The organism is Streptosporangium sp. NBC_01639, from assembly GCF_045209755.1.
In the GTDB taxonomy this organism is placed as follows: domain Bacteria; phylum Actinomycetota; class Actinomycetes; order Streptosporangiales; family Streptosporangiaceae; genus Streptosporangium.
This window is the reverse complement of the sequence record NZ_CP109272.1, coordinates 2,730,310-2,744,373: the sequence shown is the minus strand read 5'-3', so window position 1 is coordinate 2,744,373 and position 14,064 is coordinate 2,730,310. Positions and strand designations below refer to the sequence as shown.

Below are 14,064 nucleotides of genomic sequence, written 5' to 3'. Positions count from 1 at the left end.
GACCGATGCCCCCCACCGGGCGTACCGTCGGAGGATGGAGAGTAACAGGCGTGCGCCCCGGTGGGCGGCGACGCTGATCGGCCTGGTGTCCGGTGCGGTGGCGGTCGGGGTGTCCCTGCTGGTCGCGGGGCTGGTGAAGGCCTCGGCCTTCCCGGTCGTCGCGGTCGGCAACGCCGCCGTCGACCTCACCCCGGCCACGCTGAAGGATTTCGCGATCCGCACCTTCGGCGAGAACGACAAGACCGTCCTGCTGACGGGCATCGTCCTGGTGCTCGCCGCGACAGCCGCGGCCATCGGCCCGCCGGCCGTCCGCGACCTCCGGTACGGCCTGGCGGTCCTGGCCGTTTTCGGTGTCGTCGGCATCGCGGCCGTGCTGACCCGTCCCGGCGCGGAGGCCGTGGACGTCGTTCCCACGGTGGCCGGCGTCGCCGCCGCCATGTTCGCCCTGCGCCATCTCATCAGGCGCGCCCTCGTTCCGGTGAGCGGTCCCCCCGAGCCCGAGACGGCGGCCGAGCCGCCCGGCGAGATTTCGGCCGCCGGGGCCAGGGAGCGGGAGCCGTATGAGGGGCCGGTCCCGCCGGTCATGCGGGCGGGCGGCGGCCGCTACGCGCTCGACCGGCGTGGCCTGCTGGTCGGAACGGCCGGCGGCATCGTCCTGGCGGGAGTGGCCGGGGTGATCGGACGGACACTGTCAGGGCGGGCACAGGTGTCCGCGGCCCGGGTCGACCTGCGGCTGCCCCGCCCCGCCACCCCGGCCGCGCCGCTCCCCGCCGGCGTCGACCTGAGGATCAGGGGGTTGTCGCCGTTCGTCACCCCCAACAGCGACTTCTACCGGGTGGACACCGCCCTGGTGGTGCCGCAGGTCGATCCGCGGAGCTGGACCCTGAAGATCCACGGCATGGTGGACAGACCCGTCGAGCTGACCTTCGCCGACCTGATGAAACGTCCCCTGCAGGAGGCCGACATCACCCTGTGCTGCGTCTCCAACGAGGTCGGCGGCCCCTACATCGGCAACGCCCGATGGCTGGGCACCAGCCTGGCCGCGGTCCTGCGTGACGCGGGTGTGCAGAAGGGAGCCGACATGCTGCTCAGCACCTCCGCCGATGGCTGGACCGCCGGCACCCCGGTCGACGTCGTCCTCGACGGGCGCGACGCGCTGCTGGCCTTCGGAATGAACGGCGAGGCGCTCCCCGTCGACCACGGCTTCCCGGCCCGCCAGGTCGTCCCCGGTCTCTACGGATACGTCTCAGCCACCAAGTGGGTGACGGAGATCAAGGTCACCCGGTTCGACGAGGACGAGGCCTACTGGACGCCCAGGGGATGGTCGCCCAGGGGACCGATCAAGACGGAGTCGCGCATCGACCTGCCGAGGGACGGTGCCCGCCTGTCGCCGGGCCGTACCGTGATCGCGGGTGTCGCCTGGGCGCAGCACAAGGGAGTGGACGCCGTCGAGGTACGGATCGACCGGGGACAGTGGCGTCAGGCGCGCCTGGCCGAGGCGCCGACCGCCGACACCTGGCGCCAGTGGGTGATCGACGACTGGGAGGCCACTCCGGGCGGCCACACCATCGAGGTGCGGGCCACCGACGCCACCGGCTACACCCAGACCGCCGACCGTGCCGGGGTGGTCCCCGACGGGGCCACCGGCTGGCACAGCGTCGGCGTCCAGGTCGGCTGAGCCCTCCCGGCCGGCTCGGACGGCACCGGGCGCCAACGTCGAGGCCGGCGGGTGACGGGTCGCTAGCTCGCGCTCCGCATCGCGGACATCGCCGCGGTGAGCTGCCCGAGCTCGTCCAGCATCCCGGTCGCCGACGCGGACAGACCCTCGTCGACGGTGAGCCGGCCGTCCGCGTCGAGTTGCCTGCGGGTGAAGACGGTCACCGCCTCACCTGCGGGGACCATGCGCAGGGTGGTCACCACCTGCTTCATCATCTGGACGGCGCGCAGGCCGCCGGACATCCCGCCGTAGCTGACGAAGCCGACCGGCTTGTAGCGCCACTCGTAGTACAGGAAGTCGATGGCGTTCTTCAGCGGCGCGCTGAAGGCGTAGTTGTACTCCGGCATGACGAAGACGAACGCGTCCGCCTCGCCGATCGTGGCGCTCCACTCCTTGGAGTGCTGATGGACGTAGTTCCCGGTGGACGCGTGCTCGGGTTCGTCCAGAAAGGGCAGGCCGACCTCGGCCAGATCGACGATCTCCACGTCGAACCCGCCGTGTTCCGCGGCGTGTCCGGCGAACCAGTCCCCGATGCCGCGGCCGATCCGGCCCGGACGGGTGCTGGCGACGATGACTTTCAACAACGGCATGGTGGGCTCCCCGCAAATTGTTTACGTGTAAACACAGCGTGCCCAGATTTTGGTTACATGTCAACTAAAGGCTAGAGTGCTCCCATGACCGACCCGCGATGGCTCGACGAGCGTGAGTTCCGGGCGTGGCTCGGCTACCGCCGGATGCGACTGCTGCTCGACGCCCAGATCACCCGTGACCTGGGACATGACTCAGGCCTGTCCGACCCCGACTACGACGTCCTGTCCGCGCTGTCGGACGCCTTGGACCGCCGCTGGCGGCTGAACGAGCTCGCCGCGCGCATGTTGTGGTCGAAGAGCCGTCTGTCCCGGCACATCAGCCGGATGGAGGAACGCGGCCTGGTCACCCGTGAGGAGTGCGCCACCGACGCCCGCGGTGCGGACATCGTGCTCACCGACGGAGGGCTGCGTGCCATCGAGGCCGCCGCCCCCCGGCATGTCGAGTCTGTCCGGCGCCACCTGATCGATCTGCTCACCGAAGAGCAGATCGCCACCCTCGGTGACATCGCGGACACCGTCCTCGCGCATCTCGCCGAAACCCGGGGCGACACCGGCCCCTGATTTGGTCAACTCGGCAGTACGGCACGTAGCGCCGCCCTAACCTCGGGCGGGTGCGGGGCGGATGGGCGAGGGGGACCGGATGACTCAGGTGTTTCTGCCCACGGGGGGCTACAACCCGGTCGTGACCGCGGACGGGCAGCGGTGGCGCGACTTCGAACTGGAGTTTCTGGAGCCCGTCGTGGCGGTGCCACGGGAGGTCGACCGGGGGCAGTGGAGACCGCCCTGGCTGGAGCAGTGCAGGCCGTACGGCGTGGCCGGTGGTCTGGCCAGGCCCGATCCGCAGACCCAGGACGACATCCTGCGCGCCGTACCGGTGACGGAGCAGGGGACGCCGCGGCGGTTCCCCGACCCGCGGGGCATGTGGATCAGGCTGATCAACGGGGCCGGTGCCGCGGAGGACCCGTTCCGGGCGACCAACGCGGTGGACTGCGCGCTGGCGGTGCTCTCCACCTGGTACGGCGCGCCGATGGTGGCCGCGCCCCGGCGTCCGGAGTACGACCGGGTCGGCAAGCCGCTGCTCACCGGTGAGGCCGGAGGGGTGATCAGAGCCGAGCGGTGGCTGAACCAGCGCTTCCAGTATGTGGGGCAGGGGCGTCACGCCTACGTCCCGATCGGCCATGCGCTCCTGGCCGGGGGACACGGTGCCGCCGCGATCATCGTCAACCGCTGGCCGGGCGGGGGCAGTCACGCCTGGAACGCGGTCAACTCCGGCGGCGAGGTGATCTGGATCGACGCGCAGCGGGGACACATGGCCGTCGGCCCGCCCTACGAATCGGTGACCGGCGTCTTCTGCGTGGTGATCGACGGGGAGGGTCGGCGGCTGTGAATCCCGACCAGGCCAGGGCGGTCGCCGAGGAGTATTTCAACGGCGCCCGGAACCCCGACTCCGCAACCGAGATCAGGATATATGCCTTCAAAGAGGGCTATGTGGCCTGGTCGAAGGAGTCCGAACCCGACGACCCCGGCATGCTGCCCGACACCGTCGGCGGCGGCTGCGTGGTGATCGACGCGACCACCGGCGAGGTCGTCATCCGCCCCCTGCTCAACCCCGAGACCGTGGCCGAACAGTGGCCGGGGCACCGTCCCCGATAGCCCCGCCCTTCCCGGAAGCGGAACCGTCGGGGACGGCGGACTCGCCCGTGCGGTTGGTACCGCGTGCACCAGATGATCTTACCCGTAGGCGCCCGGGGACATGACCGGCTGCGGTCTGCGTGCTCCCGGCCACGGGGAAGGATGGCGGGCCGACGGTCTGCGTGCTCCCGGCCATCGGGAAGGAGGGCGGGCTGACGGTCTGCGTGTTTCCCGGTCTGCCGAGTACGGGTTCACCCCCTCAGCGGGTGTCATGGGGCCGCTGCGCCGGGTGGGTTCAGGAGTGCAGACAGGGGTCATCACCGTGCGTCCTGGGGCGCCTGCCGACGGGCTCGTGGTGTGAACATCTACTGATCGCAGAACCCCTGGCAGTTCCCCGGAGACCCTAGGAGATCTCATGTTCATCCGACGCGCGGCGGTCACCGCCCTGTGCAGTCTTTCCCTGCTGGCCGGTGCCATCACCAGTGCCGCCGCCGGCCACGCGGCCACATCCGGTGCGAGCGTGGCTCAGGCCGGGATCTCCTCCTATACGCCCGCGTGCCGGGCGGCCGTCGCCGACGCCCGGACGGTGCTGCGCCAGCTGGGCCGCGACCCCGGCACCGGCGACCCCAAGGTGGTCTATCAGACCCTGGAAGACCTGACCCCCGTGCTATCCGGACAGATCGCCTACCTGGTGAGAACCCATGCGCTCAAGGTTCAGGAAGAGTGCTTCTGATCCACGCACCCGCGCTCCTGACCCGATCCCACCCGACCTCCCCGTGACGGTCCCTCCGTCCGGTGTCGTCGACACGGGTCGCGCCGCGCGGATCGCCGACACCGCTTGAGCCGGCCGCGCCGCCACGGTGGGCACGGAACACCGCAGACACGGGTGCCGTCTGCGACGGCGCCGTGCCCTCCGACCGGCGCGGCCGGCAACGATCAAAGTCGGCTCCGGTGCCGCTCCCGTGGCGGCCTCACGATGCGGGCGTGTCACCCGGTCCGCGCGGCGGCACGCCACTCGCTGGGCGTGCACCCGTACGCCTGGCGGAACCGGCGGGTGAAGTGGGAGGCACTGGTGAATCCGCAGGACAGGGCGATCGCCGCGATCGTCCGGCGGGACGCGCGGGGATCGGCGAGGGCCGCGCGCGCGGCTTCGAGCCGCCGTTCGATGAGCCACTGCTCCAGGCTCATGCCCGCGCGCTCAAAGACCTGGTAGAGGTGACGGACGGAAACGTTGTGCGCCGCGGCGATCTGCTGCGGGGGCAGTCCCGGGTCGGCGATCCGGTCACCCACGTAGGCCAGCACGCGGGGGAGCAGGGTGTCGGCCATGGCCTCGCGCAGCAGCGCGTCGTCGCCGACCGCCGACCGGATCAGGCCGCGCGCCAGCTCCAGCGTCGCGTTGCCGAGCGCGCTCGCGCCGGGATCGCGGCTGAGTCGGCCGAGGTCGCGTCCGAGGGCCGTCAGATGTGCGCTGACCAGTGGGTAGAGTGGGCTGGAGGGCAGCCGGAAGACAGCCTGGCGGACGAGGTCGAGCGACAGACCGAGCAACTGGTCCGGGATCAGCAATGCCTGCGCGGCCCCCTCACCCGACCAGCCGTACTCGCGCGGCCGGGTCAGGTCGGTGAGCAGCAGGTCGCCCTCGCGAAGGTGCATCTGCTCGCCCTGCTGCTCGTACCTGGCCGTACCGCGCACCTGGAGGGCCAGGCTGATGAGGACGTCGCTGTCCATCCGGATCAGCCGTGGCGTCCTGATGAGGCGGAAACCGGTGTTGGTAGAGGCCAGGACGTTGACGCGGCCGAAACTCCACAGCTCCATGCGGGCCCGGATGCCCTCCGCGGGCTCCTCGTGCACGACCTTGTTGACCACCGACCCGCTCGCCATGGCCTCGTGGAACGCCTCGGCCCGGTTCGCGGCGGGCACACAGGTGGTATCGAGCAGCAACACCCTCAGATCATCCATCGGGTAACCGGTGTCAGGAAGAACCTGCCCGTGATGCGTGCCTCACACTTCGGACGTGCCCGCGCCGCCTGTACCGCTCGGTTCAGCACCGGCGGGGCCTCAATCGCGGACCGAGCACCTCGTTGGCTTCCTCCCCGCGGCTGAAGCCCGGGTCTCCACGTTCAAGGAGATTCGATGACGAGTTGCCGGCATCCCACCCCTGTCGGCCCTGCAGCGATACCAGCGCCGGCCACGCCGGGGCGCCGCCCCCGGCAGAAGGCGCCCCGGCCACCGGGAAGGCCCCGGTCAGCCGGCGGCGAGGGCCCCCACGATGGAGGCCCGTGCCGCCCCGCGGGCCGGCAGTACGGCGGCCAGCATCCCCGCCAGGCCCGACAGCGCCACGAACGCCAGGATCTGCAGGACCGGAAGCCGGAACACGACGTCCCCCGTCATCGTCCGCGCCGCGGCCCAGCCGAACGCGACCCCGAGCACCACGCCGACCAGCGCCCCGACGAGCCCCAGGATCAGTGCCTCCACCGAGAGCATCCGCCGCAGCTGAGGCCGGGTCAGGCCGAGTGCCCGCAGCAGCGCCGACTCCCGGGTCCGTTCGTGGACCGACAGCGACAGCGTGTTGGCGATGCCCAGCAACGAGATGAGCACCGCCAGGCCCAGCAGGCCAGTGATGATCATCAGCATCATGTCGAGCGCTTCGTCGAACTCGCCCCGGACCTCCGTCGAACTGGCCACCTTCGCCGTCGGGTACGGCTGCGCCGCCGCCTCGACCACCTTGCGTGCCTGCCCGGGGTCGACACCGTCCCTGGTGTTGATCATCACGAGGCTGTCGTCGACCGTGCCGAAGTACCGCCTGAAGTCCTGCTCCGGCACGGTCACCCCGGGCAGGCTCGTGTTCTGCGAGTCGAAGGTGGACACCACCGTGAGAGCCACCGTGCCGGCCCTGGTCGTCCGTATCGGCAGCCGGTCACCGACCTTGATCCCCAACTGCTTGACGACATGGTCGGCGACGACGGCCGTTCCGGGCCGCAGGAGATCGATCGAGCCGGTATGAAGCTCCGGCCTGAAGTCCGGAGCCGCGGTGAACGTCCCGACCTCGTACTTCCCGCCCCCGCCACCCTCGACGGCGGTCTCGCGGAACGCGACGACCGAGGTCAGCTCCGGCCGGGTCCGCAGGTCTTCGGCCAGCGCCCGGGGCAGACCGGAGGTACGGTCCTGGGCCTGCACCATGTAGTCGACGGGGAACTGCTCGTCGAGCTTCTGGGTGTAGGTCGCCCGGATGGTGCCGGTGAGGACGGCGAGCATCGTCATCAACGTGACGCCCACGGTCAGGGCCACGGTGGTCGTGGCCGACCGCTTCGGATTGCGCCCCGAGTTGTCCACGGCGAGCCTGCCGGGCACCCCGAAGACCCTGGCGGGCAGCCAGCCCGCGAAGGCGCCGAGCGGCTTGACGATCACCGGACCGAGGGCCAGCACCGCGAGGAAGACGAGAGATCCGCCGGCCACGACCATCATGAGCGCCGGCTGGCCGCTCTCCATGCGCAGCGCGGCCACCGTGGCACCCACCCCCGCCACCAGGAACAGCACCGCGAAGACCACCCGGACCAGGCCCGCCCTGAACGTGCGCTCCTCCACCTGGGTGCGCAGCGCCGCGATCGGCGCCACCCGCGTCGCCGACCTGGCCGGCAGCAGCGCCGCCCCCACCGTGACGACGAGACCGACGAGCAGGCCGAGAACCACCGTACGCGGCTCCAGAGCGGCCGTCGCGGAGGGCAGCGGCGCCCCGGCCGCTCTCAGTACGGCCAGCGCCCCCGCGCCCAGGCCGTAGCCCAGCAGCAGGCCCAGCACCGACGAGACCAGACCGACCACGGCGGACTCCAGCACGATGGAGCCGAACACCTGCCCCCGCGTCGCGCCGATGCAGCGCAGCAGCGCCATCTCCCGGGTCCGCTGGGCGATGAGGATGGTGAAGGTGTTGTAGATGACCAGCGCGGCCACGAACATCGCCACCAGACCGAACAACAGCAGACCGATCTTGATCATCTCGGTGTCGGCGCCGTTCCGCTCGGCCATGTCCTCGGCGAACCGCTCACCGGTCATGACCTGATAATCCGGTCCCACCGCGGCGGCGACCGCACCGCGCACCCTCTCCTGCGTCACGCCTTCGGCCGCCGCGACGTCGACCTCCCGGAAGCCCTTCTCCCCGGTCATCGCCTGAGCCGTGCCGGTGGTGTAACCCACCGCTCCGAAGAAGCCGAGCTCCTGGTCCAGACCCACGTCGAACAGGCCCACCAGGGTGAACTCGTGCCTGGTGTTCTCAGAGTCCAGCACCGTGATGGTGTCACCCACCGCGAAACCGCGCGTCTTCGCGGTGTTCTCGTCGAGCACCGCCTGTGTCGCCGACCGGGGAGCCGCGCCACTGGTGATCGTCGTGCGGTTCAGCGGCCCCTCGGCGACGGAGACTCCGGCCGTGGGACGGTCACCGGCGGCCTTGCCGTCCTTACCGATCAGGGCGGACGTGCCCCGTACGAGCCCCTGCGCGTCGGCGACGCCGTCGGCGGCGCGGATCCGCTCCAGCACCGCACCGGAGATGCGCGGCACCGTGGCCGCCGCCGCGCCCGATCCCGGCAGCACGGCGGCGTCGATCCGGTCGGCCGCCGCAGTGAATTTCTGGGTGAAACCGGCGTCGATGGTGTCGGTGAGCACGAACGTGCCCGCGATGAACCCCACCCCCAGCGCGATCGCCAGCGAGGTGAGCAGCAGACGCAACCTGTGTGCCCGCAGCCCGGCCAGGGTCGCCCTCAGCACCTCAGGCCTCCAGCTTCATCAGCGTGTCCAGCACGCTCTGCGGCGTCGGCCCGACCAGTTCGCTGACCAGCGACCCGTCACGCAGGAAGACCACCCGGTCGGCGTAGGAGGCCGCCACCGGGTCATGGGTGACCATCACGATCGTCTGACCGAGATCGTGCACCGACGTCCGGAGGAACGACAGCACCTCGGCCCCGCTCCGCGAGTCCAGGTTTCCGGTCGGCTCGTCGGCGAAGATGACCTGCGGCTTGCTGATCAGAGCACGTGCCACCGCGACCCGCTGCTGCTGGCCGCCCGACAGCTCGGTCGGCCGGTGGCCGAGCCGGTCGCGCAGACCCACGGTCTCCACCACGCGGTCGAACAGATCGGCGTCCGCCTGCCGTCCGGCGATCTCCAGCGGCAGCCGGATGTTCTGCTCGGCCGTCAACGTCGGCAACAGGTTGAACGCCTGGAAGATGAATCCGATCCGCTCCCGGCGCAGCAGAGTGAGCTTCTTGTCACCCAGCTTGGTCAGCTCCACGTCACCGATGTGCACCTGCCCGCCGCTGACCGTGTCCAGCCCGGCCAGGCAGTGCATCAGCGTGGACTTGCCGGACCCCGAGGGCCCCATGATCGCGGTGAAGGCACCCGTCGCGAAGGAGACGTCCACCCCCCGGAGAGCGTGTACGGCCGCACCACCCTCGCCGTACACCTTCGACAGGCCCCTGGCCACCACGGCGGCCGTCCCATCCTCCCGCGCGCTCCGCACGCCGACCCCTCCGGCAACAGTCACGTCAACCCTCCTCGGCAAAGTCCGCACCATGACGAGGTAAACGCTATTGCCGGAGAATCCGCAGGTCATCGGCCTCCAGGACGGGCCTCGCCTCAGCCGGAGGGCGCTCCCGCAGCGGCCGCCGCCACCTCCGGGGTAGGCCCGTCTCGGCCATTCGGCCGAGGCGGAGCCACCCGAAGCGGATGCCTTCTGAAGCGCGTCGGACGGTAGGTCACGGTGGGTGAACATGTCGATCAGCACCCTGACCGGCATGTCGGCCTCAGCGGGATGGCGGAAGTGCTGATCGGGCCTGATCCGGTAGTGGTTGCGGCGCCCAACCCGGAGGCGCTCCAGGTAGCCGGCCTCCACCAGATCGGCCACGATGCCCTGGGCCGGCGGGCGGGCACAGCGTGGTACCTGCGCCGCGAGCGCCTCTCAGTACAGCTTCTCGATGGGCGCCGTGAAGAAGCGTTTGTCCCACGCGTCGCCGTACCGCTGCGGATAGGGGGAGAATTGGCGCATTTCCTTGGCTATCTCCGCCTGCCCGCCCTGTTCCCCGATCCGCTGCCTCTCGCTCGCGGTCAGTGGCGCCTCCCCGGCGTTCCGGCGGTCGGTTTCGGCCTGCTCGACCGCGTTCTCGTAGCCGTGGCGGTAGTAGGACCCATATCGGCCCTCCGACCCCTGACCGTGAGCCTCCTTGTATTGTTCGCTGAACTTGATCCGGAGCACCTCGCCCGCCGCCTCCTCGTTGATCGCGGCGGCGACGTACTCCTCACGGCTCATCAGGAGGGGGTCCGGGGTCCCGTCCCGGCGCGCGTGATTGACCTCGTGCACCACGATGGCGGCCATGTCTGCGGGTGTGGTGGTGAACCCGGAGGTGTCCACCTGGATTACGTTGAGCCCGTCGGTATACAGTCCGGCCTCCCAGGTGTCTCCGAAATCCTGGTACAGGATGGTCACGCCGTGCTCTCGCGCCCAGGCGAGTGCCTCCCGCCCCATGGGCGTGGCGTTGAGCGCCTGCTCCGTCTCACGCCGGGCCTGTTCGTCGGACTTGAAAATGCCGGTTTTCGTGATCAGCACGGCGAGTGGTGTGATGGAGTAAGTGGTGGTGACCAGGGCGGTTGTGGGCAGCAGGTTCCTTGCCTGCCGTACGGTGTTGGTCGTGATCTGCCCGATGTTGAGCTTCAGCCGCTCCAGCAGATAGCGGAGCGAGCGGCGGGAGGCGGCCACCCGTAACGCGGCCCAGATCCCTCCAGAGGGGCCGCTCAGCGCCGCACGCATCAGCGCGAGCAGCAGCATGGCCAGGAAGTAGATGACGAGGCCCTTCCAGACGACCCGGAAGAGCGCCACGGCCAGCGTTCCCAGCCCGGTCAGGTTGGCGGCGGCTCCGCTCTTGGCCAGTGTCTGCCGCAACCCCTCCTCGTCGTTGTAGTCGCTTTTGAAGGCGTCGACGTCGTCTCCGCTGTTATGCGCCGACACCAGCTCCGCCACCTGGTCCAGCTGGGTGGAGGCCGCTTTCACCTCATCCCCCAGGTCGAACCAGGCACGGGCTGACCGCAGGCGGTCGTCCTCGTCGGGGTCCGGCCACGGCGCGTCATCTCCCAGCAAGCCGTGCAGCGACGCCAGCCCAGCGGGTAGTTCCAGGCCCATGGCCGCTCACCTGTCCGTGATGCGCTGGACGGTGTCGCCCGCGCCCTGCTCGGCCGCGGCATGGGTGGCGGCCGCCTTGAAGAGGCGGGCCGCTTGATCGGCTGCCCGGTCGGTCAGCGAGCTCAGCGCCTGGGGCGCGTGCTCCATGAGCCGGGCGTACTCCTCGTCGAATTCCGCTCCCGGGTGCCGCGGGTCTCCCGACGCCCGCCCACCGGTCCCGGTCAGCGCTCGGCGCAGTGCCGACGCGAGTCGGCGGGCCGCATCCTCCGTCTGGCCCCGGGCGTCGGCCAGTGACGTATGGTCAACTCGCATCGCCTGTCGCTCCTTTTCCGGCATGTCCGTCGATGACGTACCGGGCAGGGTAGCAACCTAGATCACCAAATGGAGGGCTCCCGGTCCGGCGGCCTCCACCGGCCCGCGACCGGGCCGGTCCGGCGAAACCTCATGATCCGCACCCTCAACAGGCCCTAACCTCCCGAATGACCCGAATGCGGGGTCACCAGCCCCGACTCATAGGCGTACACCACCACCTGGGCCCGATCACGCAGGCCCAGCTTCGCCAGCACCCGGCCCAGATGGGTCTTGACCGTCGCCTCCGCCAGGTCCAGCCGACCGGCGATCTCCATGTTCGACAGGCCCCGCGCCACCAGCACCAGAACCTCCCGCTCCCGCGCCGTCAACCCGCCCGCCGCGGCCGGCTCCACCATCCCGGCGGACGGCAGATGTACGGCGAAACGCTCCAGCAGCCGTCGCGTCGTGCTCGGCGCCACCACCGCGTCCCCGCTGTGCACCGAATGGATCGCACTGACCAGGTCGGACGGCGGCACGTCCTTCAGCAGAAACCCCGAGGCCCCCGCCTTCAACGCCGCGAACGCGTAGTCGTCCAGATCGAACGTGGTCAGGATCAACACCCGCGGTCTGTCGTCCGCCGCGCAGATCAGCCGGGTCGCCTCCACCCCGTCCATCACCGGCATCCGCACATCCATCAACACGACGTCGACCTCGACCGACCGCACCGCCTCGACCGCCGCGGCCCCGTCACCCGCCTCCGCCACGACCTCGATATCCGGCTGGGCGCCGAGGACCATGCGGAACCCCGTCCGCAGCAACACCTGGTCGTCCACCAGCATGACCCGGATCACCGCCCGTTCACCGGTCCCCGCCGGCGACCCCGGTCCCGTCCCTCACGCGGCCCGGCTCCGCCCGGACTCACTCACCGGCAACCGCGCCACCACCCGGAACCCCCCACCCGGCTGCGGCCCGGCCTCCACACTCCCGCCGAACAGAGCGGTGCGCTCCCGCATCCCCACCAGGCCGTGCCCACCCGGACGCCACGGTGCCGCCGCACCCCGGCCGTCGTCGGTCACCCGCAGCACCAGCTCGCGCACGCCGTACTCCATCTCCACCACGGCACCGGCGCCCGGACCGCCGTGCTTGAGCGAATTGGTCAACGCCTCCTGAACGATTCGGTACACCGTCAACTGCTCACCCTCCGGAAGCTCCTGCGGAGCCCCCACAACCCGGAGATCGACCGGCAATCCCGACGAGCGCACCTGCGTCACCAGCTCATCCAGCTGCGCCAGACCCGGCTGCGGGGCATACCCGTCCACCGCCACCGCTCCATCGGCCTCCGTCCGCAGCACCCCGACCATCCTGCGCATCTCCGCCAGCGCCTGCCGGCCCGTCGCGGAGATCGCCTGCATCGCCCGGCGAGCCTCCTCCGGAGCGCCGTCGATCGCGTAACCCGCCCCGTCCGCCTGAACGATCATCACACTCACGTTGTGCGCCACCACATCATGCAGCTCACGGGCGATCCGGGCCCGTTCCGCCGCCGCAGCCAGCTGCGCCCGCTGGTCCCGATCCCGCTCGGCCCGTTCGGCCCGCTCCTCCAGGCCCTCCAGGTAACGGCGCCGGGTGTTGGCGTAGATCCCGGTGATCCACACCGCCACGACGAACACCGAGGCACTCGCGAAACTCGCCGGATCCGGATCCCTGGTGATCTGACCGAAGGAGAGCGCCAGCCCCAGCTCCGTCACCAGACCCGCCGCGATCGCCCAGCGCGCCGAACACAGTGACGCCACCGCGTACATCGCGATGATCACCGCCACGTTGAACGGTGTCGGCTCCACACCCGCCGCCCATTGGCAGAAACTCACCGACGACACGACCGCGAACACCGTCAACGGCCGGCTGCGCCGCCAGAACAGCGGGACGACCAGCACCGTGCCCAGCGCCAGGTGACCCCAGAGGGTGAGGCCGCCCTGATAGGAGCCCTGCTCCAGGAGAGGCATGGCCACCGTGCCCAGGCAGGCCAGCACGAACGGCGCCAGCCACAGGGCGTCCACAACGCCGGGATGGCGCCTGCTCCAGGCGCGCAGACTACCGAACACACCACCACGATACGTATCCGCAGATCACTGCCCTTCCCCCTCAAGGGGGAGCCCCGCCTACGACTCAGGTCGCACATTGACTGTCGCTTACGCCCCCTTTACCCCTTCTTGGGCACCATGGTCGTTGGGAGCACCCTCCGGGGTGAGTAAAGGGAGAATGTTTGTGATGGCGGATCACAACCAGGCCGGGTCGCGCGGCGAAAAGGATGCGCCGCGCGACCCGGACAACTGGGTCACCGCCACCGACCGATCTCCGGACCGGCACGGCGCCGTCCGCGTGGACCGGCGGCACGCCACCCCGCCGCACTCCAGCCCCGAGAACCCCGTCGCGACCGCACGGCGGACGGGCGCCCACCGGGTTCAACCAGTGGCGCACCATCTCGCCCTCCTGCTCCGCCGCACCGGCTGAGACGCGGGGAGCCTCCGGCAGAGCCGGAGACAGGTGCGGAGAACCCGATTCGGACAGGGGACCCACAGGCGGGGAACCCCGCGGATCCTGCCGTCGATGAGCGCTGTGTGGCTGCGCGCCTGTCCGAGGTGGGCTTCGGGCCCGACGGATGCCAGTGCCGGGGTGGCCAC

14 protein-coding genes are annotated in these 14,064 nt (G+C 70.5%); 6 read left to right on the top strand and 8 right to left on the bottom strand.

Translation table 11 applies throughout. The features are described from left to right. Window positions 1-34 precede the first annotated feature (34 nt). On the top strand, window positions 35-1,678 hold the full coding sequence (locus OHA77_RS12320) for a molybdopterin-dependent oxidoreductase (RefSeq protein ID WP_406318153.1): 1,644 nt from the start codon (window positions 35-37) through the stop codon (window positions 1,676-1,678). Between the two features lie 62 nt (window positions 1,679-1,740). On the opposite strand, the gene OHA77_RS12315 is transcribed toward OHA77_RS12320, so the two are convergent. Then, window positions 1,741-2,307: an NADPH-dependent FMN reductase gene (locus tag OHA77_RS12315; protein WP_406318152.1), complete on the bottom strand. Its 567-nt coding sequence runs from the start codon at window positions 2,305-2,307 to the stop codon at window positions 1,741-1,743. 84 nt (window positions 2,308-2,391) lie between these two features. On the opposite strand from OHA77_RS12315, the gene OHA77_RS12310 reads away from it, so the two are divergent. The 4 genes from OHA77_RS12310 to OHA77_RS12295 all read left to right on the top strand — a co-directional run bounded on the left by OHA77_RS12310 (window position 2,392) and on the right by OHA77_RS12295 (window position 4,672). Continuing rightward, the gene (locus OHA77_RS12310) at window positions 2,392-2,868 is read left to right on the top strand and encodes a MarR family winged helix-turn-helix transcriptional regulator (RefSeq protein ID WP_326820496.1); all 477 of its coding nucleotides are present in this window, start codon (window positions 2,392-2,394) and stop codon (window positions 2,866-2,868) included. A gap of 79 nt (window positions 2,869-2,947) precedes the next feature. Next, on the top strand, window positions 2,948-3,694 hold the full coding sequence (locus OHA77_RS12305; RefSeq protein WP_406318151.1) for a toxin glutamine deamidase domain-containing protein: 747 nt from the start codon (window positions 2,948-2,950) through the stop codon (window positions 3,692-3,694). Continuing rightward, the gene (locus tag OHA77_RS12300) at window positions 3,691-3,960 is read left to right on the top strand and encodes a hypothetical protein (RefSeq protein ID WP_326820498.1); all 270 of its coding nucleotides are present in this window, start codon (window positions 3,691-3,693) and stop codon (window positions 3,958-3,960) included. Before OHA77_RS12305 ends, OHA77_RS12300 begins: the two co-directional genes overlap by 4 nt. Window positions 3,961-4,354: 394 nt before the next feature. Then, window positions 4,355-4,672, top strand: a complete 318-nt coding sequence (locus OHA77_RS12295) for a hypothetical protein (RefSeq protein ID WP_406318150.1) — start codon at window positions 4,355-4,357, stop codon at window positions 4,670-4,672. 254 nt (window positions 4,673-4,926) lie between these two features. Here the strand turns inward: OHA77_RS12295 and OHA77_RS12290 are convergent, their stop codons facing one another. The 7 genes from OHA77_RS12290 to OHA77_RS12260 all read right to left on the bottom strand — a co-directional run bounded on the left by OHA77_RS12290 (window position 4,927) and on the right by OHA77_RS12260 (window position 13,485). Continuing rightward, complete coding sequence (locus tag OHA77_RS12290) at window positions 4,927-5,880, bottom strand: helix-turn-helix domain-containing protein (RefSeq protein WP_406318149.1); 954 nt, start codon at window positions 5,878-5,880, stop codon at window positions 4,927-4,929. A gap of 300 nt (window positions 5,881-6,180) precedes the next feature. Continuing rightward, on the bottom strand, window positions 6,181-8,694 hold the full coding sequence (locus tag OHA77_RS12285) for an ABC transporter permease (RefSeq protein ID WP_406318147.1): 2,514 nt from the start codon (window positions 8,692-8,694) through the stop codon (window positions 6,181-6,183). 1 nt (window position 8,695) lies between these two features. Beyond that, the gene (locus tag OHA77_RS12280) at window positions 8,696-9,466 is read right to left on the bottom strand and encodes an ABC transporter ATP-binding protein (protein WP_406318145.1); all 771 of its coding nucleotides are present in this window, start codon (window positions 9,464-9,466) and stop codon (window positions 8,696-8,698) included. Window positions 9,467-9,880: 414 nt separating this feature from the next. Continuing rightward, window positions 9,881-11,095, bottom strand: coding sequence for a hypothetical protein (locus OHA77_RS12275; RefSeq protein ID WP_406318144.1), 1,215 nt, complete (start codon window positions 11,093-11,095; stop codon window positions 9,881-9,883). Between the two features lie 6 nt (window positions 11,096-11,101). Further along, on the bottom strand, window positions 11,102-11,407 hold the full coding sequence (locus tag OHA77_RS12270) for a hypothetical protein (RefSeq protein ID WP_406318143.1): 306 nt from the start codon (window positions 11,405-11,407) through the stop codon (window positions 11,102-11,104). Window positions 11,408-11,562: 155 nt separating this feature from the next. Then, window positions 11,563-12,237, bottom strand: a complete 675-nt coding sequence (locus tag OHA77_RS12265) for a response regulator transcription factor (RefSeq protein WP_326820501.1) — start codon at window positions 12,235-12,237, stop codon at window positions 11,563-11,565. Window positions 12,238-12,279: 42 nt separating this feature from the next. Beyond that, window positions 12,280-13,485, bottom strand: a complete 1,206-nt coding sequence (locus OHA77_RS12260) for a sensor histidine kinase (RefSeq protein WP_406318141.1) — start codon at window positions 13,483-13,485, stop codon at window positions 12,280-12,282. Window positions 13,486-13,651: 166 nt separating this feature from the next. On the opposite strand from OHA77_RS12260, the gene OHA77_RS12255 reads away from it, so the two are divergent. Then, entirely contained in the window at window positions 13,652-13,894 is a 243-nt protein-coding gene (locus OHA77_RS12255; protein ID WP_406318140.1) for a hypothetical protein, read from the top strand. The last annotated feature ends 170 nt before the right edge of the window (window positions 13,895-14,064 follow it).

What these genes read in the sequence shown, in the direction of transcription:
- OHA77_RS12305 (WP_406318151.1), top strand. Translation starts at nt 2,948, where the DNA reads ATGACTCAGGTGTTTCTGCCCACGGGGGGCTACAACCCGGTCGTGACC.
- OHA77_RS12310 (WP_326820496.1), top strand. Translation starts at nt 2,392, where the DNA reads ATGACCGACCCGCGATGGCTCGACGAGCGTGAGTTCCGGGCGTGGCTC.
- OHA77_RS12295 (WP_406318150.1), top strand. Translation starts at nt 4,355, where the DNA reads ATGTTCATCCGACGCGCGGCGGTCACCGCCCTGTGCAGTCTTTCCCTG.
- OHA77_RS12275 (WP_406318144.1), bottom strand. Translation starts at nt 11,095, where the DNA reads ATGGGCCTGGAACTACCCGCTGGGCTGGCGTCGCTGCACGGCTTGCTG.
- OHA77_RS12255 (WP_406318140.1), top strand. Translation starts at nt 13,652, where the DNA reads ATGGCGGATCACAACCAGGCCGGGTCGCGCGGCGAAAAGGATGCGCCG.
- OHA77_RS12320 (WP_406318153.1), top strand. Translation starts at nt 35, where the DNA reads ATGGAGAGTAACAGGCGTGCGCCCCGGTGGGCGGCGACGCTGATCGGC.
- OHA77_RS12270 (WP_406318143.1), bottom strand. Translation starts at nt 11,407, where the DNA reads ATGCGAGTTGACCATACGTCACTGGCCGACGCCCGGGGCCAGACGGAG.
- OHA77_RS12315 (WP_406318152.1), bottom strand. Translation starts at nt 2,307, where the DNA reads ATGCCGTTGTTGAAAGTCATCGTCGCCAGCACCCGTCCGGGCCGGATC.